The sequence below is a fragment of the Intestinimonas sp. genome, from assembly GCF_026169115.1.
Taxonomy (GTDB): domain Bacteria; phylum Bacillota; class Clostridia; order Oscillospirales; family Oscillospiraceae; genus Intestinimonas.
Genome location: NZ_JAPFEA010000062.1, coordinates 1 through 22,369, shown reverse-complemented (window position 1 = coordinate 22,369; position 22,369 = coordinate 1). Strand labels below are relative to the sequence as shown.

Genomic DNA, 22,369 nt, shown 5'->3' with positions numbered 1-22,369 from the left:
TAGGATGGCCCAGACGGAAGATGGAGGGGAGAAGCATGCGCAACGAGTGGAACATCTGGGTGGTGGGCGGAGACCTCCGGCAGGTCCGGCTGGCCCAGCTTCTGTGCGAGGAGGGGCATAGCGTACATACCTGGGCCCTGGAACGGGCGGAGGGGGTCCCGGAGCCGATGGCGGACCTGAGCGAAGCCCGGCTGGCCGACTGTGTGGTGCTGCCGCTGCCGGCGGCGGGGGAGGACGGACGGCTCAACGCGCCCTTTTCCGAAGAAAAGGCGGAGCTGGCCGGGGTGCTGGACGCCCTGCGGCCGGGGCAGGTGGTGTGCGCTGGCCGGGCATCGCCGGCGCTGCTGGAGCTGGCAAGGGAGCGGGAGCTGCGGCTCTTCGATTATTTTGACCGGGAGGAGCTGGCGGTGGCCAACGCCGTCCCCACCGCCGAGGGGGCGGTGCAACTGGCCCTGGAGGAGCTGCCCATCACCCTCCACGGGGCACGGGTCCTGGTGGTGGGCTTCGGCCGGGTGGGGAAGCTGACGGCCCACCGGTTCCAAGCCCTGGGGGCGCGGGTGAGCGTGGCCGCCCGGAAGTGGGCGGATCTGGCCTGGGCGGAGGCTTACGGCTATGTTCCGGAGCGGTTGGAGCAGCTGGATGGGAGTCTGTGCGCCTATGACCTGGTGGTGAACACTGCCCCAGCCCAGGTGCTGGACGCCGCCCGCCTGGAGCAGCTGGAGCCGGACTGCCTGGTCATCGATCTGGCCTCCCGGCCTGGCGGGGTGGACCTGGAGGCGGCGTCAGAACTGGGGCTGCGGGTGATCTGGGCCCTCTCCCTGCCGGGCAAGGTGGCCCCCGTCACGGCAGGCAGGATCCTGCGGGATACCATCTGCCACATTCTCTGTGAGTTAGGAGTTTGAGCATGGAACAAATTCGGGTGGGATTCGCCTTCTGCGGGTCCTTTTGTACTTACGATCAGGTGATGCCGGCCCTGGAACGGGCCAGGGCCAGGTACGGGGACGTGACACCCATCCTCTCGGAGAAGAGCGCCGAGACCGACAGCCGCTTCGGTCCGGCCCATGAGTTCATCCGGGAGATGGAGCGCATCTGTGACAGGAGGGTCATCGACACCATTCCAAAGGCCGAGCCCATCGGTCCCAAGAAGCTGCTGGATATCCTGGTCATCGCCCCCTGTACGGGGAGCACCCTGTCCCGGCTGGCCAACGGCATGAGCGACACGGCGGTGACCATGGCGGCCAAGGCCATGTGGCGCAATGGACGGCCAGTGGTGGTGGCGGTATCCACCAACGACGGCCTGGCCGGCTCGGCCAGAAACATCGCGGCCCTTCTGGACAAAAAGCACGTCTTCTTCGTCCCCTTCCGCCAGGACGACCCGGTGGGGAAGCCCACCTCCCTGGTGGCCGACTTTACGAAGATCAATGATACGGTGGACGCCGCCCTCCAGGGCCGACAGCTCCAGCCCCTTCTCCTGGGCCCGGCGTAAAAATCAGCGCCCCGCGCGCAGCCGTACGACGGCTGCACGAGGGGCGCGTTTTCACAGTGGTCAGGACAGGGCCTTGAGCTCGGCGGAGATCTGGGCGGCATAGTCGGTGGCCAGACGGGTGGCCAGGGTGAATTCCGGGGCGGTGGTGCGCCGGAACAGCCCTACCGCCCCCAGGGCGTACTGGAGACCGCCGCCCGGACCGAAAACGGGGGCGGAGACCGATCTGAGACCGATGCGGAACTCCCCGTCCTCCACGGCGTAGCCCTGGGCCCGGACCCGGCGCAGCTCCTCCATGAGCTGTCCAGGCTCGGTAATGGTGTGTGGGGTGTGGGACACCGGGGGATGGGCCCGGAGGAGCCGGTGCTGTTCGGCTTCGGAGGAACAGTAGGCCAGAAAGAGCTTTCCCTGAGAGGTGCAGTAGAGGGGCAGGCGGCAGCCGGTCTCCGAGACGATGCGCAGGCCGCCCCCCTCCCTGGACTGGTCCAGGGTCACCGCCTCGCCGCCGCTGAGGACGGCCAGAAAGGCGGTGGCGCCGGTGACCGACGACAGCTTGGACAGGTAGGGGGCGGCCACGCCGGTGACGTCCCAGGAGGCGCTGACGGCGCAGCCCAGCTCGAAGAGCCGCAGCCCCAGGCAGTAGCGGCCATCGGCCTGCTGGGAGACCATATGGTGCTCCCGCATGGTGGAGAGAAGGCCGTGAATGGTGCTCTTGGGCAGGCCGGAGCGGCGCTCCAGCTCGGCCAGGGCCAGGGGGGTACGGCTCTCCCCCAACAGCTCCAGAAGGGTCATGGCCTTGTCCACCGAACGGATCTTGTTTCCTCCCTCCATGGCGTGTTCCTCAGAGCTTGCCCGACCGGTGGGCGATCATCTCGGCGGCGATGGAGATGGCGATCTCCTCCGGGGTCTCTCCGCCGATGGGCAGGCCGATGGGGGAGTGGACCCGGTCCATGTCGGCCTGGGAGAAGCCCAGTCCGGCCAGCTTCTCCCGGGTGGCGGCCACCTTGTGCCGGCTGCCGATGCAGCCCACATAGGCTGCGGGGGTGGTGAGGACCTGGGCGAGGAGCTCGAAGTCGCTCTGGTGGCCGGGGGTCATGATGACCACATAGTCCCGGTTGGTGATGGTGATATGGTCGAAGATGTGCCGGTAGTCCCCCAGAATGATGCGGTGGGCCTGGGGGAAACGCTCCGGCAGGGCGGCCTGGGGGCGGTCATCAAAGAGGACCACCCGGAAGCCCACCTGAGTGAGGACGGGACACAGGGCCTTCCCCACATGTCCGCCGCCGAAGAGGTAGACCACGCCGGCCTGGACCAGGGGCTCCACATAGAAGGAGGGGGCCTCCTTCCGGAGGATCCCCCGGCTCAGGAGCAGGGGGCGCAGGTCCTCCATGGGAAGGGCGTCGGCAAAGCGGAGCCCGTGGGCCTGGTCCCAAAGGCCCAGGGACCAGGCTGACCCCTCCTGGACGGGGGTAATGAGCCATACATCTTCATCGGCGCAGGTCAGGGCCTCCAGAATGGCGTCCAGGACGGGGCGGGCAGCCTCGTCCAGGACCTGGAAGGCCACCGTCACATTGCCGCCGCAGATCATGCCGATGTCCTGGACCTCGTTGGGGGAGAGGCGGAAGGTGTGGGTCAGGGTGGTCCCTCCGGAGCCGAGAAGGTTCTGGGCATACACCAGACTTTTGTGCTCCACGGCCCCACCCCCGATGGTGCCCAGGGTGGAGCCGTCGGCGAAGACGGCCATTTTGGCCCCCGCCCCACGGGGGGAGGAGCCGGAGCTGGCCACAATGGTGCAGAGAACCGCCGACTCATGCCGGTCCAGAGCGGCCCGCAGGGCCTCGAAGATGGTTTTCATTTTGGTCACCTCACTGTCCGGCCAGCTGGCCGATGGAATTGGCGGTCAGGGCGTCATACTGCTCCCGGGTCAGCGCGCAGTGGTAGAAGAGGTCGTAGTACCGGGCCGTCTCCTCATAGAGGTCGTAGTCGGCGGCGTCGGGGTAGAGGAGCTTGGCCATCCACATCATGCCCAGGTAGCGTTGGACGGAGGGGGGGAAGCCCATCCAGTTGTAGGGACCCTGGGGGGTCTCATAATAGCGGCCAGTGGAGACGGCGGTGAGCTGGGCCCAGGCGGGATCGCCGGAGACGGCGTCAAAGGCGCTTTCGGGGGCGAAGATGATATAGTCGGGGTCCCACAGCAGGAGCTGTTCCATGCCCACCTCGTTGCCGGTGCCCTTGGAGGAGGGGGAATCCACCACCGCCAGATTGTTGGACAGCAGGTCGATGATTTCGGAGTGGTAGGAGTCCCGGGCGATGACGTTCTGGCCGTCGGGGCCGGTGATGTAGAGAAGGTCCACCTTTTCCACGTTCTCAGCGATGGCTGCGGCCCGGGCATAGGTCTCCTCGCAGTAGGCGGCCAGGGTCCCGGCCTCGGCCTCCATGCCCACCAGCTCGCCCAGCAGGCGGTAGGCGTCCCCCGTGGTCCGGGTGGTGGCGGTGATGTGGACAAAGGGAACGCCGGTCTGGGCCTGGAGGGCGTCCAGGTCCTCCACGATGCTGTCCTTGGGCTCGCCCACGTCGATGACCACCTGGGCGCCGGAGGCCAGGAGGGTCTCCAGATTCAGCTCCCCCTTGCCGCCGTAGAGCTGGCCCAGCAGGGGGAGGTTGTAGTAGTCCGTGTCCAGATAGCTCTCGGCGCTGGGGTCCCACTGGTTGGCGATGCCCACCAGCTTGTCCGGGCACAGGGCGAAGAGGACAAGCTGGGCCATGGGGCCGGAGACGGCCACCTTGTCGATCCGGGCGGGGAGCTCCACCGCCCGACCCACCGAGTCGGTGAAGATGCGGGTCTCGGAGGGAGCGGCGGTTCCGGCGCTCTGGGTCTCTGCCGGAGGAGTGGGGCTGGGCGTGGCGGCGGAGCCGCCGCAGGCGCACAGGGAGAGGGTCAGGGCAAGGGAGAGCAGCAGGGCGAGGGACTTTTTCATGACTCCAAACTCCTTTCGGTTTTCTGGGGGATGTCCCCGGCGTCAAAGCTGAGGACGGTCACATGCCGCTCCACCGGCAGGCGGTAGGGGTATTCCGGGTCATCCCAGGGCTCCAGCTGGGCGCGGACAAAGTCCTCGGTGATGTCGCGGGGGTCGGCGTCCCGGCTGTAAAGCCGGAAGAACCGGAGCCCGTCTTCCAGGCTATGCAGGGGCTGGTCCAGGCGCAGGGTCAGCGCCCGGCGGTCAAAGGGGACGCCCAGCGCGGTGAGCCGGTCCTCCAGCACGGCGCTGAGCTGGCGGTGGTCGGGGACCTGTCCCCGGGAGAAGCGGTGGCGGCTCTGGGTGGGCTTTACCACCACCACCCTGCCCCGACACTGCTGCCGGGCACAGCGAAGGATCTCCTCCGCCGAGCCGAAGAAGCAGAAGAGCATGGCGTCATAGGGGGTCTCCGGAGGCGAGGAAAACAGATCCCCCTCCTGAATCTCCAGGTTGGGGCAGGTGTTTTTCCGCCGCAGCACGGCCAGGGCCTCGGCAGAGCGGTCGGCGGCAACCACTTTAGCAAAATACCGGGCCAGGGCCAGGCTGGAAAAGCCCAGGCCGCAGCCGGCGTCGCAGATGACGCCGCCCCCCGGGGCGGCCTGGGCCGCCGCTTGAGCGATCTGCTCATAGAAGTCGGACCGCTCCGCCGCCGCCTCCATGTAAGCCACCATCTCTGGTGTCCAGTGGTATACATGCCGGCGGACGGGGGAGAGGAGGGTTCCGTGCTCGGTGGGGGTCATGCGGACGGGGACCTGGTAGAGGGTGTGGAGAAGGGCTTCGGTGAGGACCTCACCGGGCCGGCCATCGGCCAGGACCCGGCCCTGGTGGAGGGCGGCCACCCGGTCGGCGTAGAGAAGGGCCAGCTGGGGGTCATGGCAGGAGAGGAGAATGGTGTAGCCCTGCCGGGCCAGCTCCGCTGTCTTGTCCAATACCCTGATCCGGTTGCCGAAGTCCAGGTTGGAGGTGGGCTCGTCCATCAGGAGGACTCTGGCCTGCTGGGCAAGCGCCCGGGCGATGAGCACCAGCTGCTGCTCGCCGCCGGAGAGCCGCTGGAAGTCTCGCTGGGCCAGGTCCTGGATACCCACCTGTTCCAGGGCCTCCAGGGCGGCAGCCTCCTCCCTGGGACCGGGATTTGCAAAGGGCGAGAGCCGGTGGTGAGCGCCCATGAGCACCATGTCCAGCACCGGGTAGGAGAAGGCGGGGTGGTGGTTCTGGGGGATGTAGGCGATCTCCCGGGCCAGCGCCCGGGCAGAGAGCCGGCGGACGTCCCCGCCTTTGAGGGAGATCTCCCCTTGGTAGCCGGGCAGCAGGCCCAGCACGCAGCGGAAGAGGGTGGACTTGCCCGCCCCGTTGGCCCCCAGGAGGAAGACCAGCTCTCCCACGCCCAGGTGGAGGGAGACCCCCTGGAGGACGGGGCGGTGGGGATAGGAAAAGCGCAGGTCGCGGATGTCCAGCATCACCGGCTCCCCCCTTTCCGCAGCATGAGCGAGAGGAAGAAGGGAGCGCCGATGAAGGCGGTGAGGATGCCGATGGGGATCTCGGTGGCCAGCAGGTTCCGGGACACATTGTCCACCGTCAGCAGGAAGAGGGCGCCCAGGAGCATGGAGGCGGGCATGAGGGCCCGGTGACCGTTGCCCACCAGCCGCCGGCCCAGATGGGGGACCACCAGGCCCACCCAGCCGATCATGCCGGAGACCGAGATGGCGGCGGCGGTGACCAGGGTGGCGGACAGGGCCAGGATGAGCCGCAGCCGGTTGATGTGGACGCCCATGGTCCGGGCCTCCTCATCCCCCAGCGTGAGCAGGTCGATGCGCCAGCGCAGGAGGAACAGGGGGACGAGCCCCAGGACCATGGGGGGGAGAACCTGGAGCACATCTGTCATCCTGGCGGCGGAGAGGGAGCCCATGAGCCAGTAGGTGATCTCCGGGAGCTGGTTGCTGGGGTCGGCCACCAGCTTGATGTAGGAGGTGGCGGAGGTGAAGAGAGAGCTCACCATGATGCCGGAGAGGACCAGGTTGAGCAGCCGCTTCCCGGGGGCCCGGGCGGCCAGCAGATAGACCAGGCCCACGGTGAGCAGGGAAAAGAGGAAGGCGGAGCCGGTGACGGCCCGATTGCCGCCCCCCAGCAAAATGGCCAGGGCCGCGCCAAAGGCCGCGCCGGAGGAGGCACCCAGAATGTCGGGGGAGGCCATGGGATTCTGGAAGATGCCCTGGTAGGCGCTCCCTGCCGCCGCCAGGCAGCAGCCCACCAGGCAGGCCATGACGATCCGGGGCAGCCGGATGAGCAGGACCACCGTCTCCATCTGCTCCGTCCAGGTCCGGGCCAGGGGGAAGAGAGGGCCGGGCTCCAGGCCGGGGAGCCGGCCCAGCAGCCCGCCCAGGGCGACGCCCAGCCGATAGAGGAGGATCTTCACCACCTGTCCCAGGGGCACGCCGTACCGCCCCAGGCAGAAGGAGAGGAGAAAGACCGCCAGGAGGAGCCCGCCCAGAAGGGCCAGCTGTCCGGCGGTTTTTCTTCGGGCAGGGCTGAGGGTCTTGCTGCGTCGCTCCATTTCACGCACCACACAAACAAAAATTCTGGTTTGAACTGAGTGTAACAAATTTGCGGGGTGGTGGCAAGGTGAATATTTGATAATAAAGAATAGTGATTCGATAATACCGAATTTATGATACTGGAAATAGATAAAAATATTTTTTGCAGAAAAGTAAAAATAAACGCAGAAAACAGAACATTTTGGAATATTTCATCGGAAAAAATGAGTGTGACAGAGCAACAGGGTAAGCAGATAAAGAGCGGAATTACAGATTTCTAGAAAAAATATCATGAATATCAACAAAAAGTACCGAGAAAAATTGGCGAACAACTGGAAAAAATGGCTTGCAATTTCCGGGGAGGGGTAGTATCATTGGCTTGAAATAAATAAGTTTCAGTGATAAAAAATTTTTGTGAGGTGCAGAGTCATGATAAAACAGCAGGTGGGGGCCGGCAGCGTGTTCCGCTTTGAAGGGATTCCCTCCGCCGGACAGATGATCCCCCTGGGCTTCCAGCATGTGGTGGCCGCCGTGGTGGGCATCATCACCCCCGCCATTCTCATTGCAGATACCTGCGGCCTGTCCGCAGGAGAGCGGACGCTGATGATCCAGGTGTCCCTGATCCTGACGGCCATCGCCACCCTGCTGCAGCTCTTTCCCATCTTTGGGCGCATCGGCTCCCGTCTGCCGGTAGTCATGGGCATCAGCTTTGCCTATATCCCCACCCTGCAAGCCATCGGCGGGGCCTTTGACCTGCCCACCATTTTAGGCGCAGAGATCGTGGGCGGCTGCGTAGCCATCCTCTTCGGCGTCTTCGTGAAGTGGATACGACCCCTCTTTCCTCCTCTGGTCACGGGAACGGTTATCTTCACCATCGGCCTCTCCCTCTATCCCACCGCTGTGCGGTATATGGCCGGTGGGAACGCCACCAGCGAGTGGTTCGGTAATCCCAGGAGCTGGGCGGTAGCCCTCATCACTCTGGCAGTGGTGGTCTTCCTCAACTACTTCACTAAGGGGCTTTTGAAGCTGGCCTCCATCCTCATCGGCATGATGGTGGGCTATGTCATCGCTTACTTTGCCGGCATCGTGGACCTCTCCGGCGTCAGCGGCGCGGCCTGGTTTGCTCTGCCGCAGCTTCTGCCCTTTGAGATCAAATTCGTGCCCTCTGCCTGTGTCTCCCTGGCCATCGTGTATGTGGTCAACGCGGTGCAGACCATCGGTGACCTGAGTTCCACCACCATGGGCGGCATGGACCGCCTGCCCACCGACAAGGAGCTCTCCGGCGGCATCGTGGGTCAGGGCATCATGAGCATTGTGGGTGCCTTTTTCGGCGGCCTGCCCACCGCGTCTTACAGTCAGAATGTGGGCATCGTCACGGTGAACCGGGTCATCAACCGGGCCGTCTTTACCCTGGCCGCCGGGGTATTGCTGGTGGCAGGGCTGGTGCCGAAGTTTGCCTCTGTGCTCACCACCATTCCCCAGTGTGTCATCGGCGGCGCCACCATTTCGGTCTTTGCCACCATTACGATGACCGGTATCCGCATGATTACCGAAGGCGGCTTCACCCCGAGGAAAAGCGCTGTGGTGGGCCTCTCTGTGGCTCTGGGCGTGGGCATCACCCAGGTGCCCGGCTGTCTGGCCGGCAGCGACTTCCCCGGCTGGGTGTCCACGGTGTTCGGGTCCTCCTCTGTGGTGGTGGCCACCATCATGGCCATCCTCCTCAACCTGATCCTCCCCAAGGAAGCCGAAAACAGCAAATAAGCAGCAAAAGGGCCCGGCGGCTGCCGCCGCCGGACCCCTTTTGAAATGCGTCACTTCTCCGAGGCGGCCTTGGCCTCGTCGATGTAGCTGTAAAGGGTGTATTTGGAGATGCCGAAGTACTTGCACACCTTGTAGCCGGACTTGGTGATGAGAAAAGCGCCGGTATCGTTGAGGAACTGGATGGCCTTCACCTTGTCCTCCTTGTTCATGAGGGCCACCGGTTTGCCCACCAGCCGGACGCTCTGCTCGATGAGCTCGTCCAGCAGGTCGGTGACGTTGCGGGCGATGTGCTCCGGCTCCTCCTGGGGGAGCTCGGTGGAGGTGAAGCCCTTCAAGGCGTTCTCCATGGCCAGCATGAGGGTGATGTCGTAATTGATGGCGAAGATGCCCACGGCCTTGCCGTTGTCGTCCCGGATATAGATGGTGCTGGATTTGAGGATCTTGCCGTCCTCCGACTTGGTGAGGTAGCTCAGCCGGTCCTCCGGCACCGCTCCGCCGTCCCGAAGGGCCTCCAGCACCACGTGGGAGGGGCCGTCCCCCACCCGGCGGCCGGACACATGACCGTTTTCGATGGCCACGATGGAGGTCTCCGGGTCGTTGGAGGCCAGGTCGTGGACCACCACCTCACAGTTGGGGCCGAATTGACGGGCGATGCCCTTGGCCAGCTGGAGACAGAATTCCAGATTGGACGCTTGCATAGCAAACCACCTTTCCCTCGTTGATTTTACTACTATTATATCTCATGTTTGGTGGAATTTCAACAAAAAGTAAGGACGCCAAAATATTTTTAATTTGCATCTTGCGCAATGGGCAAAAATGTGATAAAGTGAAAACAGCAGAAGGCTGGGCCTTGTGCACATCTGACAATTCAAGCTGTAACGAAGTGCTGTGCGCACGGGCTGGTGTTCATTCTCAAGAGAATGGGCACCTTTTGTTTTCCCTGGGAAATGTTGACCGGGACAGAGTGCCCGGAAATCGGATAGGAGGAGAGGCACATGCTTCTGATCGGAAACGGAAGGCTCATCACCAGAGATCCCGCCCTGCCCTACCTGGCGGATGGAGCTGTGGCGGTGGAGGGAGAGGTCATCAAGGAAGTGGGGCCCCTGGCCGACCTGAAGGCCAGGTATCCCGCCGCCGAGTTTGTGGACGCCAGAGGCGGCGTCATCATGCCTGGACTCATCAACGCCCACACCCACATCTATTCCGGTCTGGCCCGTGGCCTGGCCATCGAGGGCAACGACCCGACCAATTTTCTGGAGGTGCTGGAGGGGATGTGGTGGAACATCGACCGCCACCTGACCCTGGACGGCACCCGGGCCAGCGCCTACGCCACTGTGCTGGACTGCATCCGGGACGGCGTCACCACCATCTTTGACCACCACGCCTCCTTCTGCGAGATCCCCGGCTCCCTCTTCGCCATCAAGGACGTGTGTCAGGAGCTGGGTATGCGCTCCTGCCTGTGCTACGAGGTCAGCGAGCGGGACGGGGAGGAGAAGACCCTCCAATCCATTCAGGAAAACGCCGACTTTGCCAAGTGGTGCAAGGAGCAGGACAACGACATGATCCGCGCCATGTTCGGCGGTCACGCCCTCTTCACCATCTCGGACAAGACCTTTGAAAAAATGGTGGAGGCCAACAATGGCATGACCGGCTTCCACATCCATGTGGCCGAGGGCATGAACGACGTCTATGACTCCCTGCGCAATTACGGCTGCCGCCCGGTGAACCGCCTGCTCTACAACGGTATCCTGGGGGAGAAGACCCTGCTGGGCCACTGCATCCACATCTCTCCCGCCGAGATGGACATCATCCGGGAGACGGGGACCATGGTGGTCAACAACCCTGAATCCAATATGGGCAACGCCGTGGGCTGTTCTCCCGTCCTCCAGATGTTCCGGAAGGGCATCACCGTGGGCATGGGCACCGACGCCTACACCCACGACATGCTGGAGAGCCTGAAGGTCTTCCTCATCATCCAGCGCCACAACGCCGCCCTCCCCAACGTGGGCTGGTGCGAGTGCATGGACATGCTCTTCCAGAATAACGCTGCCATCGCCGCCAAGTACTTCAAAAAGCCCCTGGGCGTTCTGAAGCCCGGCGCCGCCGCCGACGTTATCGTCATGGACTACAAGCCCTTTACACCCTTCTCGGAGGAGAACATCGACGGCCACATGCTCTTCGGCATGATGGGCAAGAACTGCCGCACCACCATCATCAACGGCAAGGTCCTCTACCAGGATCGGGCGTTTGTTGGCATTGATGAGGACAAGATCAATGCCTGGACCATGGAGCAGAGCAAGAAGCTGTGGGGCGAGCTGAACCACCGGAGTTATTGAAGCTGACCGGGCATTGAGCTTGTCCTCACCAAGCGTTTTGCCGCAGGTAAAACCTTGATGCCGGGGCGATTCACTTGCCCCGAGTAGATCAAATCACTGGGGCCCCCGCCCGGCGGAGCCGGGTGGGGAGCAAAATCAATGCCTGGACCCTGGAGCAGAGCAGGAAGTTGTGGGGCGAGCTGAACCACCGGACCTATTGAGCGCCGCCACCCTGAAAAAATTGTTGGAGGTCAATCCTATGAGTGATATCATGCGCCCCATTCCCTTTGAACAGCTGATGGACTGGGTCCTCACCGAGTACAAGGACCACGGCAGCATCTTCGGCGTGCGCAAGCTGGTCCGACACGAAAACGGCCAAGCCATGCCTATCTTTGCCGAGAAGATCGAGTCCCCCTACGGCCCCGCCGCCGGTCCCAATACCCAGCTGGCCCAGAACATCATCGCCTCCTATGCCGCCGGAGCCCGGTTCTTCGAACTCAAGACCGTGCAGATCATGGACGGCGAGGAGCTCTCCAAGTGCGTGGCCAAGCCCTGCATCACCGCCGGGGACGAGTGCTACAACTGCGAGTGGTCCACCGAGCTCACCGTGCCCCAGGCCCATGATGAGTATGTAAAAGCCTGGTTTGCCTGCAAGCTCCTCGCCAAAGAGCTGGGCCTGGGCGACCCGGACGGCTTTGTCTTCAACATGTCGGTGGGCTATGACCTGGCCGGCATCAAAAGCGAAAAGATCGACCAGTACATCGAGGGCATGAAGGACGCCTCCGGCTCCCCCGTGTGGCAGGCGTGTATGGACTGGACCCTCGCCAATCTGGACAAGTTCCAGAAGGTGGACGAAGCCTATGTGAAGGCCATCAGCCCCAAGGTCTCCACCTCCATCACCGAGTCCACCCTCCACGGCTGTCCACCCGACGAGATCGAGCGCATCGCCACCTACCTCATCACCGAGAAGGGGCTCAACACCTACGTCAAGTGCAACCCCACCCTCCTGGGCTACGAGTTCGCCCGGAAGCGGCTGGACGCCCTGGGCTTTGACTACATCGTCTTTGACGACCACCACTTCCTGGAGGACCTCCAGTGGGCCGACGCCGTGCCCATGTTCCGCCGCCTGATGGCCCTGTGCGCCGAGCGGGGGCTGGAGTTCGGCGTGAAGCTCACCAACACCTTCCCCGTGGACGTGGCGGCGGGAGAGCTGCCCAGCCAGGAGATGTATATGTCCGGCCGGTCCCTCTTCCCCCTCACCATCTCCCTGGCCCAGAAGGTGGCCGAGGAATTTGACGGCAAGCTGCGCATCTCCTACTCCGGCGGCGCGGACCTCCACAACATCAAGGAGCTTTTCTCCGCCGGCATCTGGCCCATCACCATGGCCACCACCATTCTCAAGCCCGGCGGCTACCAGCGCATGAGCCAGATGGGCGCGCTCCTCATGGACTGCGGCAGCGCCCCCTTCACCGGCATCGACGTCCGCGCCGTGGCCGCCCTGGCCGACGGCGTGGAGAAGACCGCCCTCTACCGCAAGCCCATCAAGCCCCTGCCCCAGCGGAAGCTGGACAAAAAGGTCCCCCTCATCGACTGCTTCTCCGCCCCCTGCCGCAGCGGCTGCCCCATCGAGCAGGACATCCCCGCCTATCTGATGGCCGCCAGCCAGGGCAAGTACCAGGAGGCCCTGGAGATCATCACCCGCCGCAACGCCCTGCCCTTCATCACCGGCACCATCTGTCCCCACCACTGTGCCGACAAGTGCATGCGCAACTACTATGAGGAGTCCGTCCGCATCCGGAACGTGAAGCTCCAGGCCGCCCAGGGCGGCTACGACGCCCTGCTGCCCACCCTGGAAGCCGAGGCCCCTGTGGCGGGCAAAAAGGTGGCCGTGGTGGGCGGCGGCCCCGCCGGACTCTCCGCCGCCTTCTTCCTCTCCCGGGCCGGGGTAGACGTCACCGTCTTTGAGCGCAGGGACGACCTGGGCGGCATCGTCCGCCATGTCATCCCAGAGTTCCGCATCTCCGGGGCGGCCATCGACAAGGACGTGGCTCTGTGCAAAGCCTACGGTGCCAAGTTCGAGCTGGGCGTGGAGGTGACGTCCGCCGAGGAACTCAAGGCCAAGGGCTTCACCCATGTGATCTTCGCCACCGGCGCATGGAAGAGCGGTTCCGCCGGACTGGACTACGGCGAGGAGATCAACGTCATCTCCTTCCTGGAGCAGGCCAAGAAGTGCCCCGAAAGTCTGAAGCTGGGCACCGACGTGGTGGTCATTGGCGGCGGCAACACCGCCATGGACGCCGCCCGTGCCGCCAGGCGCATCCCCGGCGTGGCGCACGTCCGGCTGGTCTACCGCCGCACCAAGCGGTACATGCCTGCCGACGAAGAGGAGCTGGCCCTGGCCCTGGCCGACGGCGTGGAGTTCCTGGAGCTCCTGGCCCCCGTTGGCGTGAAGGACGGCGTCCTCACCTGCTCTGTCATGGAGCTGGGCGCTCCTGACGCCTCCGGACGCCGCTCCCCCGTGGCCACCGGCAAGACCGCCGAGATCCCCGCCACCGCCGTCATCACCGCTGTGGGCGAGCACGTGGAGGAGGCCCCCTTCGTGAATAGCGGTGTGGCTCTGGACGGAAAGGGACGCCCCGTGGTGGATGCCTCCATGGCCACCGGCGTGGCCGGCGTCTACGCCGTGGGCGACGCCCGGAGGGGCCCCGCCACCGTGGTGGAGGCCATCGCCGACGCCGCCCAGGCCGCCCAAGCCATCGTGGACCTGGCGCTGGATAAGTATACAGACCGGAATATCAACGCCGATTATAACAAACCGCTGGGCAAAAAGGGCAATTTGTGCGCCGACTGCGATTCCTGCGCCGACACCCGCTGCCTGGGCTGCCCCACGGTGTGCGAGGTGTGCACCGACGTCTGTCCCAACCGGGCCAACGTGGCCGTGGCGGTACCCGGCATGCGGCAGCGGCAGATCGTCCATGTGGACGGTATGTGCAACGAGTGCGGCAACTGCGGCACCTTCTGCCCCTACGACAGCCGGCCCTACAAGGACAAATTCACCCTCTTCTGGAGCAGGGAGGACTTTGACAACAGCGCCAACGAGGGCTTCCTGCCCCTGGCGGGAACGGTGAGTCTGGTCCGTCTGGACGGTCAGACGGCGGAGTACGACACCGCCGACGGCGGCTGCGGTCTGCCCGAGGGCATCCGCGCCCTCATCCAGACGGTGCGCAACGAGTATGGCTATCTGGTGAAGTAAGACGGCGAAGGCCGGCGTCACCGAGTAGTGGAGCGTCTCTCCCCCAGCCGGGCGGTGTCTCGGCATGAGGGGAGGGGGGGACCGGCTCCTTAAAAGTGGACCCCCTTACAACAATATCTTGTAAGGAGGAAGCACACATGCAGCACTTGAGAAGAATGACGGAACGGGTCGTCCTCATCACCGGCGGAGGCGGCGGTATCGCCCGGGGCATCGCCAGGGCCTTTGCCGACGAGGGGGCGCGGATCATGCTCACCGACCTCTTCCCAGAAGGGATGGAGAAGACCCGGCAAATGCTGATAGACGACTTCGGCGCAGAGGTCTTCACCTATGTGGCCGACGGCTCCAGAGAGGAAGAGGTCAAGGCGGCCATTGAGGCGGGCGTCGCCCATTTTGGCAAGCTCAACATCGTCATCAACAACGCCCAGGCCAGCGCCTCCGGAAAGACCCTGGTGGAGCATTCCAAGGAGGACTTCGACATCGCCATTCACTCCGGCCTGTATGCCACGTTCTACTATATGAAGCACGCCTTCCCCTATCTGAAGGAGACCCAGGGAAGCGTCATCAATTTTGCCTCCGGCGCGGGCATTTCCGGCAACCCCGGCCAGAGCTCCTATGCTGCCGCCAAGGAGGGTATCCGGGGCATGAGCCGTGTGGCTGCCGCCGAATGGGGCCCTTACAACATCAATGTCAACGTGGTCTGTCCCCTGGTCATGACCGAAAAACTGGCCGCCTGGGGCCGGGAAAACCCGGAGATGTTCGAAAAAAATCTCCACGCTATCCCCCTGGGTCGGTATGGGGACGCCGAAAAGGACATCGGCAAGGTCTGTATCTTCCTGGGCAGCTATGACGCCAAGTACGTCAGCGGCGACACCATTTTTGTCCAGGGTGGGTCCGGCATGAAGCCCTGACGCCTGCCCCCAGCACAGTATTTCCCGGAGATCCTATTTGATTTGGAGGCGGCGGTATTGGCGGCAAAAGAGACGCTTCGGCGGTATCTCATGTTCTTGGCAGGCGCAATGATCTGCGCCACCGGCATCACCTTTGTCACCCGGGCGGGGCTGGGGACCTCCCCCGTCTCTTCGATCCCCTTTGTGCTCAGCCTGTTGACTGACCAGAAGCTGATGGGTGTCTTCACCTTCTGCTTCAACATGCTCTTTCTGGTGGGGGAGGCGGCACTCCGGCGGCGGTTTACTCGGACACAGGCCCTCCAGATCCCTGTCACCCTTTTTTTCAGTCTGTGTATCGACTGGGCCATGGCCATCATCCCCAGCCAGTACGGCGGTCCCTGTCATTGGTCCATTCTCTATCTGGTCATCGGTTGCTGTGTGATGGCTCTGGGCATCTCGCTGGAGGTCATGGCCGACGTCATCATGCTCCCTGCCGAGGCGTTTGTCCGGGCCCTCTCCCAGAAGCTCCGCAAAGAATTCGGCAATGTAAAGGTCTGTTTTGACAGTACCCTCACCCTCATTGCCGCCTGCATTGCCCTCGCCGCCCTTCACAAACTCAACGGCGTGGGCATCGGCACCCTGGCGTCCGCCCTGGCGGTGGGCCAGCTGGTGAAGCTCTATTCCCGCCTGCTCCGGCATGCTGCCGCCCGGCGGGCGGGCGGCAGGGCCGCCCAATGAACCATCCTGCGACAGGAGGAAAGTATCATGGCTGAGATCTATACGTTTACAGTCAACGGCGTTCTTCGGGAGACGGAGGAGGAAAAGTCCCTCCTGCGCTATCTCCGGGATGACCTGGGCCTCATCTCAGTGAAGGACGGGTGCAGCGAGGGCGCCTGCGGCACCTGCACCATCCTTGTGGACGGCAAGGCGATGCGCTCCTGTGTGCTCACGACCAAAAAGGCGGTGGGGAAGAGCATCCTCACCGTGGAGGGGCTCACCGAGGCCGAGCAGGAGGCTTTTGTCTATGCCTTCGGCAAGGTTGGGGCCGTCCAGTGCGGCTTCTGCATCCCCGGCATGGTCCTTGCGGGCAAGGCCCTGCTGGACCAGACGCCCAATCCCACCGAGGAGCAGATCAAGCAGGCCATCCGGGGCAATGTGTGCCGCTGTACCGGCTACAAAAAGATCATTGAGGGCATTTCCCTGGCCGGGGCCATTCTCCGGGGCGCGGCCGCCATCGACCCCGGGCTGGAGAAGGGCGACACCTACGGCGTGGGCGACCGGGCCTTCCGTACCGACGTCCGGGACAAGGTTCTGGGCCGGGGGGCGTACTGCGACGACCTCTATCTGGAGGGCATGGTCCACGCCTCCGCCGTCCGCTCCCAGTACCCCCGCGCCCGTGTGCTGGACATCGACGCCAGCGCCGCCCTGGCCCTGCCCGGGGTGCTGGCCGTCCTCACCGCCGAGGATGTCCCCAACAACAAGGTGGGCCACATCCAGCAGGACTGGGACGTGATGATCGCCAAGGGGGATGTCACCCGCTGCGTGGGCGACGCCATCTGTCTGGTGGTGGCCGAGACCGAAGACATCCTCAAAGAGGCCAAGAAGCTGGTGAAGATCGACTACGAGCCCCTGGAGCCGGTGCGGAACATCCGTGAGGCCATGGCGGACGACGCCCCCAGGCTCCACCCGGGCGGCAACCTGTGCCAGTCCCGGCATGTGACCAGAGGCGACGCCAAGGCCGCCCTGGCAAAGTCCAAGTATGTAGTCACTCAGAGCTACACCACCCCCTTCACCGAGCACGCCTTTTTGGAGCCCGAGTGCGCCGTGGCCTTCCCCTACAAGGACGGGGTGAAGGTGTATACCTCCGACCAGGGCGTCTACGACACCCGGAAAGAGATCTCCATCATGCTGGGGTGGGACCCGGACCGCATCGTGGTGGAGAACAAGCTGGTGGGCGGCGGCTTCGGCGGCAAGGAGGATGTGTCCGCCCAACACATCGCCGTGCTGGCGGCATTGAAGGTGAACCGGCCAGTGAAGGTGAAGTTCTCCCGGCAGGAGTCCATCCATTTCCACCCAAAGCGCCACTATATGGAGGGCACCTTCACCCTGGGCTGTGACGAAAACGGCATCTTCACCGGCCTGGACTGCGAGATCTACTTCGACACCGGGGCCTATGCCTCCCTGTGCGGCCCGGTGCTGGAGCGGGCCTGCACCCACTCGGTGGGACCCTACTGCTACCAGAACACCGACATCCGGGGTTATGGCTACTACACCAACAATCCCCCCGCCGGCGCCTTCCGGGGCTTCGGCGTGTGCCAGAGCGAATTTGCCCTGGAGTCCAACATCAACCTGCTGGCCGAGAAGGTGGGCATCTCCCCCTGGGAGATCCGTTACCGCAACGCCATCGAGCCGGGGAAGGTGCTGCCCAACGGCCAGATCGCCGACCCCTCCACCGCTTTGAAGGAGACCCTTCTGGCGGTAAAGGAGGTCTATGAGGCCCACCCCGGCCGGGCGGGTATCGCCTGCGCCATGAAGAACACCGGCGTGGGCGTGGGTCTCCCCGACAAGGGCCGGTGCAAGCTGGCGGTGAAGGACGGTATGGTGGAGCTCTACTCCGCCGCCTCCGACATCGGCCAGGGCTGCGCCACGGTTTTTCTCCAGATCCTCTCCCAGACCACCGGCCTGCCCCGGCTGCTGCTGCGGAATATGGGGGCCAACTCCGAGGTGGCCCCCGATTCCGGCACCACCTCCGGCTCCCGCCAGACCCTCCTCACCGGCGAGGCGGTGCGCATGGCCGCCGTGGACCTGAAGGCCGACATGGACCGGGTGAACGGCAATCTGGCCCAGCTGGAGGGCAAGACCTATTTTGCCGAGTTCTTCGACCCCACCGACAAGCTGGGCGCCGACAAGCCCAATCCCAAGAGCCATGTGGCCTACGGCTTTGCCACCCATGTGGTCATCCTGGACGACGCCGGCAAAGTAAAGGAGGTCTGGGCCGCCCACGATTCCGGCAAGGTGGTCAACCCCACCTCCATCCAGGGACAGATCGAGGGGGGCGTCCTCATGGGGCTGGGCTATGCCCTCACGGAAGACTTCCCGCTGAAGGACTGCGTCCCGCAGGCCAAGTTCGGCACCCTGGGCCTCATGCGGGCCCACCAGATCCCCGATATCCACGCCATCTATGTGGAGAAGGAGGAGCTTCTCCCCTTTGCCTATGGCGCCAAGGGCATCGGCGAGATCGCCACCATCCCCACCGCCCCCGCCGTCCAGGGAGCCTACTACGCTATGGACCACGTGCTGCGTACCAGGCTGCCCATGGAGAACACCTTCTATAAGCCGGTTAAAAAGTGACCTGACTCCCCCGCTCCACCCCAGCACAGCGGGGGAGTTTTCCTGGTGGGGCGGGACCGGGGGGACAGGGGAAATCTCCATTCTCCCAATGGGTTTGCAGGAAAGCTAACAAATTTTTAGGAAACTTGAAAATTATTCTGACTTCCCCTTGACATTGTCCGGGTATGTGGTATGATGTACTCGGAATCAAACAAAAAGTATGGAATACTTAAAATATTTTGGAGGCGAAACGGGATGAGAGACCCCATCAAGTGGACAGACAACCGCATGCCCGAAAGCGAGGACAAACAGCTGTCTGTCATGGATCTGAGCAATGTAGCCAAGGCCCGCTTTTTCCACAGCAGCTTTCCCCAGTACTCGATCACGCCCCTGGCCAGCCTGAACGGCATGGCCAAGTACCTGGGGCTGGGCGGGGTCTATGTGAAGGATGAGTCCTACCGGTTCGGCCTCAACGCCTTCAAGGTCCTGGGCGGCTCCTTCGCCATGGCCCGGTACATCGCCGGCGAGATGGGCCGGGACGTCTCTGAAATGACCTATGACTACCTGACCAGCGAGGTGTTCCGCAAGGCGTTCGGCCAGGCCACCTTCTTCACCGCCACCGATGGCAACCATGGCCGGGGCGTGGCCTGGGCGGCCAACAAGCTGGGCCAGAAGGCTGTGGTCCATATGCCCAAGGGCAGCGCCAAGTCCCGCTTTGACAACATCGCCAAAGAGGGGGCCCAGGTCACCATTGAGGACGTGAACTACGACGACTGTGTCCGCATGGCGGCGGCTGAGGCTGCGCAGACGGAGCACGGCGTCATCGTCCAGGATACCGCCTGGGACGGCTATGAGGAGATCCCCGCCTGGATCATGCAGGGCTACGGCACCATGGCCAACGAGGCCGCAGACCAGCTCCGGCAGATCGGCGTGAACCGGCCCACCCACGTCTTTGTCCAGGCCGGCGTGGGCTCCCTGGCCGGCGCTGTGGTGGGTTACTTTGCCAATCTCTACCCCAACGATCCCCCCAAGTTTGTGGTCATGGAGGCTTGTGCCGCCGACTGCCTCTACCAGGGCGCTGTGGCCGGGGACGGCAAGCCCCGGTTCGTCACCGGCGACCTCCAGACCATCATGGCCGGTCTGGCCTGCGGCGAGCCCAACACCATCTCCTGGGACATCCTCCGCAACCATGCGGACGCCTTTGTCTCCTGCCCCGACTGGGTGAGCGCCAAGGGCATGCGGATGCTGAGCACCCCCGTCAAGGGGGACCCCCGCGTGGTATCCGGCGAGTCCGGCGCTGTGGGCATGGGCGTGCTGGACGCCATCATGTGCGACGACGCCTACAAGGAGCTCCGGGAGAAGCTGGAACTGGACCGCTTCAGCCAGGTCCTGATGTTCTCCACCGAGGGCAACACCGACCCCCAGAAGTACCGCCGGGTCATCTGGGACGGCGAGTATCCCACCGCCGACACCCCCCAGCGGGCCTATTGAACCAACGTATTTTTTGATGGACGGATCAAATGATTGGATAATGGAGGGCATTGACATGGATTTTGAGCAGATCAAGAAAGCCGCCGAGGGCTACCGCGCCGATATGACCCGCTTCCTGCGGGATATGATCTCCCACCCCAGCGAGAGCTGCGAGGAGAAGGAGGTCGTCGCCTGCATCAAGGCCGAGATGGAAAAGCTGGGCTACGATGAGGTGGAAGTGGACGGCCTGGGCAACGTCATCGGCTGGATGGGTCAGGGCGACAAGATCATCGCCATCGACTCCCACATCGACACCGTAGGCGTCGGCAATATCAACAACTGGGAGGCCGACCCCTACCAGGGCTGCGAGGACGACGCCGTCATCTTTGGCCGGGGCGGTTCCGATCAGGAGGGCGGTATGGCTTCCGCCACCTACGGCGCCAAGATCATGAAGGATCTGGGCCTCATCCCCGCCGGATACAAGATCATGGTGGTGGGCTCCGTCCAGGAGGAGGACTGTGACGGCATGTGCTGGCAGTACATCGTCAATAAGTTCTTCCCCGCCAAGGGCATCAAGAAGGAGCAGGTGGAGTTCGTTATCTCCACCGAACCCACCGACGGCGGCATCTATCGCGGTCACCGGGGCCGTATGGAGATCCGCGTAGACGTGAAGGGCGTCTCCTGCCACGGCTCCGCCCCTGAGCGCGGCGACAACGCCATCTACAAGATGGCCGACATTCTCCAGGACGTCCGCGCCCTCAACGAGAACGACGACGCCGACGAGACTGAGATCAAGGGCCTTGTCAAGATGCTCAATCCCAAGTACAACCCCGAGCACTATGAGGACGCCCGCTTCCTGGGCCGGGGCACCTGCACTACCTCCCAGATCTTCTACACCTCCCCCAGCCGCTGCGCCGTGGCCGACTCCTGCTCCATCTCCATTGACCGCCGCATGACCGCCGGAGAGACCTGGGACTCCTGCCTCCAGGAGATCCGGGATCTGCCCAGCGTGCAGAAGTACGGAGACGACGTGAAGGTCTCCATGTATATGTATGACCGTCCCTCCTGGACCGGCGAGGTCTATGAGACCGAAGCCTATTTCCCCACCTGGATCAACAAGGAGTCCGCCGCCCATGTCCAGGCTTTGGCAGACGCCCACCACGCCCTCTTCGGGACCGAGCGCCTGGGCTATGCCGATGCCGATATGAAGCGCGACGCCATGCACCTGCGCGCCGGCCGCCCCCTCACGGACAAGTGGACCTTCTCCACCAACGGCGTGGCCATCCAGGGCCGCTACGGCATCCCCTGTGTGGGCTTCGGCCCCGGCGCCGAGAGCCAGGCCCACGCCCCCAACGAGATCACCTGGAAGGATGACCTGGTCCGCTGTGCCGCCCTGTACGCCGCCGTGCCCGGCCTCTACAAGGAGGAGAACAAGACCGACGACGTCACTCAGTTCCGGGCCGGCAAGACCAACAACGATATTAAGTAAGAAAGAAGCGCGGAGCCGTTGCGAGCAGGCGTAGCGTGACAGACCAGAAGCGCAATCCGAATGGATCAAAATCAAAATTGAGATAAGGAGACGGTTTTTATGGATAAGACCCTTCAGATGTATATCGACAAGCTCAACAAGCTCAACTTCAAGGAGATGTACGAGGGCGACTTCTTCCTGACCTGGGAGAAGACCGACGACGAGATCGAGGCCGTGTTCACTGTGGCCGACGCCCTGCGCTACATGCGGGAGAACAACATCTCCACCAAGATCTTTGAGTCCGGCCTGGGCATCTCCCTCTTCCGGGACAACTCCACCCGCACCCGCTTCTCCTTTGCCTCCGCCTGCAACCTGCTGGGTCTGGAGGTACAGGACCTGGACGAGGGCAAGAGCCAGATCGCCCACGGCGAGACCGTCCGCGAGACCGCCAACATGATCTCCTTCATGGCCGACGTCATCGGCATCCGGGACGACATGTATATCGGCAAGGGCAACAAGTACATGCACGAGGTGGTGGACGCCGTCACCGCCGGCAACAAGGCGGGCGTCCTGGAGCAGAAGCCCACCCTGGTCAACCTCCAGTGTGACATCGACCACCCCACCCAGTGCATGGCCGACATGCTGCACATCATCCATGAGTTCGGCGGCGTGGAGAACCTGAAGGGCAAGAAGGTGGCCATGACCTGGGCCTACTCTCCCTCCTACGGCAAGCCCCTCTCCGTGCCCCAGGGCGTCATCGGCCTGATGACCCGCTTCGGCATGGACGTGGTCCTGTCCCATCCCGAGGGCTACGAGGTCATGCCCGAGGTGGAGGAGGTGGCCAAGGCCAACGC

General features: G+C 63.7%; 18 protein-coding genes. 12 read left to right on the top strand and 6 right to left on the bottom strand.

The window, feature by feature from the left end; genetic code table 11:
• The first annotated feature begins 35 nt into the window (after positions 1-35).
• Positions 36-902, top strand: a complete 867-nt coding sequence (gene dpsA / locus Q0Y09_RS06060; protein WP_297719118.1) for a dipicolinate synthase subunit DpsA — start codon at positions 36-38, stop codon at positions 900-902.
• Positions 903-904: 2 nt separating this feature from the next.
• Positions 905-1,486 (top strand): dipicolinate synthase subunit B, encoded by a 582-nt coding sequence (locus Q0Y09_RS06055; protein ID WP_297719116.1) that lies wholly within the window; start codon positions 905-907, stop codon positions 1,484-1,486.
• A gap of 60 nt (positions 1,487-1,546) precedes the next feature.
• Here Q0Y09_RS06055 and Q0Y09_RS06050 read toward each other — a convergent pair whose 3' ends face one another.
• The 5 genes from Q0Y09_RS06050 to Q0Y09_RS06030 are packed head-to-tail and all read right to left on the bottom strand — an operon-like array spanning position 1,547 to position 7,051.
• The gene (locus Q0Y09_RS06050; RefSeq protein WP_297719112.1) at positions 1,547-2,314 is read right to left on the bottom strand and encodes an IclR family transcriptional regulator; all 768 of its coding nucleotides are present in this window, start codon (positions 2,312-2,314) and stop codon (positions 1,547-1,549) included.
• A gap of 10 nt (positions 2,315-2,324) precedes the next feature.
• A complete protein-coding gene (locus Q0Y09_RS06045) occupies positions 2,325-3,338 on the bottom strand; it encodes an XdhC family protein (protein WP_297719110.1) in 1,014 nt (337 codons plus the stop codon).
• A 10-nt stretch (positions 3,339-3,348) separates the two neighbouring features.
• Positions 3,349-4,461 carry an ABC transporter substrate-binding protein gene (locus Q0Y09_RS06040; RefSeq protein WP_297719107.1) on the bottom strand — a complete coding sequence of 371 codons (1,113 nt, stop codon included), beginning with the start codon at positions 4,459-4,461 and terminating at the stop codon, positions 3,349-3,351.
• Positions 4,458-5,957: an ATP-binding cassette domain-containing protein gene (locus tag Q0Y09_RS06035; RefSeq protein ID WP_297719104.1), complete on the bottom strand. Its 1,500-nt coding sequence runs from the start codon at positions 5,955-5,957 to the stop codon at positions 4,458-4,460. The genes Q0Y09_RS06040 and Q0Y09_RS06035 overlap by 4 nt, the downstream gene beginning before the upstream one ends.
• Positions 5,957-7,051, bottom strand: a complete 1,095-nt coding sequence (locus Q0Y09_RS06030; RefSeq protein WP_297719101.1) for an iron ABC transporter permease — start codon at positions 7,049-7,051, stop codon at positions 5,957-5,959. The genes Q0Y09_RS06035 and Q0Y09_RS06030 overlap by 1 nt, the downstream gene beginning before the upstream one ends.
• A 409-nt stretch (positions 7,052-7,460) precedes the next feature.
• Here Q0Y09_RS06030 and Q0Y09_RS06025 point away from each other — a divergent pair, with 409 nt between their 5' ends.
• Positions 7,461-8,792 carry a nucleobase:cation symporter-2 family protein gene (locus Q0Y09_RS06025; RefSeq protein WP_297719098.1) on the top strand — a complete coding sequence of 444 codons (1,332 nt, stop codon included), beginning with the start codon at positions 7,461-7,463 and terminating at the stop codon, positions 8,790-8,792.
• 50 nt (positions 8,793-8,842) lie between these two features.
• Here the strand turns inward: Q0Y09_RS06025 and Q0Y09_RS06020 are convergent, their stop codons facing one another.
• Positions 8,843-9,490 (bottom strand): transcriptional regulator, encoded by a 648-nt coding sequence (locus tag Q0Y09_RS06020; RefSeq protein ID WP_297719095.1) that lies wholly within the window; start codon positions 9,488-9,490, stop codon positions 8,843-8,845.
• Between the two features lie 297 nt (positions 9,491-9,787).
• Between Q0Y09_RS06020 and ssnA the strand changes: the two genes are divergently transcribed.
• The 9 genes from ssnA to ygeW form a co-directional block, all read left to right on the top strand.
• Entirely contained in the window at positions 9,788-11,128 is a 1,341-nt protein-coding gene (gene ssnA / locus Q0Y09_RS06015; RefSeq protein ID WP_297719093.1) for a putative aminohydrolase SsnA, read from the top strand.
• Between the two features lie 74 nt (positions 11,129-11,202).
• Entirely contained in the window at positions 11,203-11,328 is a 126-nt protein-coding gene (locus Q0Y09_RS06010; protein WP_297719090.1) for a hypothetical protein, read from the top strand.
• Between the two features lie 38 nt (positions 11,329-11,366).
• Positions 11,367-14,360 (top strand): putative selenate reductase subunit YgfK, encoded by a 2,994-nt coding sequence (ygfK, locus tag Q0Y09_RS06005; protein ID WP_297719086.1) that lies wholly within the window; start codon positions 11,367-11,369, stop codon positions 14,358-14,360.
• 137 nt (positions 14,361-14,497) lie between these two features.
• Positions 14,498-15,268, top strand: coding sequence for an SDR family NAD(P)-dependent oxidoreductase (locus Q0Y09_RS06000; protein WP_297719083.1), 771 nt, complete (start codon positions 14,498-14,500; stop codon positions 15,266-15,268).
• Positions 15,269-15,325: 57 nt separating this feature from the next.
• Positions 15,326-15,985 (top strand): DUF6198 family protein, encoded by a 660-nt coding sequence (locus tag Q0Y09_RS05995; RefSeq protein ID WP_297719080.1) that lies wholly within the window; start codon positions 15,326-15,328, stop codon positions 15,983-15,985.
• A 27-nt stretch (positions 15,986-16,012) separates the two neighbouring features.
• Complete coding sequence (gene xdh / locus Q0Y09_RS05990; protein WP_297719076.1) at positions 16,013-18,598, top strand: selenium-dependent xanthine dehydrogenase; 2,586 nt, start codon at positions 16,013-16,015, stop codon at positions 18,596-18,598.
• Positions 18,599-18,832: 234 nt separating this feature from the next.
• Positions 18,833-20,068 carry a diaminopropionate ammonia-lyase gene (gene dpaL, locus Q0Y09_RS05985; RefSeq protein ID WP_297719072.1) on the top strand — a complete coding sequence of 412 codons (1,236 nt, stop codon included), beginning with the start codon at positions 18,833-18,835 and terminating at the stop codon, positions 20,066-20,068.
• Between the two features lie 55 nt (positions 20,069-20,123).
• Complete coding sequence (locus Q0Y09_RS05980; RefSeq protein ID WP_297719069.1) at positions 20,124-21,536, top strand: YgeY family selenium metabolism-linked hydrolase; 1,413 nt, start codon at positions 20,124-20,126, stop codon at positions 21,534-21,536.
• Positions 21,537-21,635: 99 nt separating this feature from the next.
• Positions 21,636-22,369: knotted carbamoyltransferase YgeW (ygeW, locus tag Q0Y09_RS05975; protein ID WP_297719066.1), on the top strand; the 734-nt coding region annotated here is incomplete at its 3' end.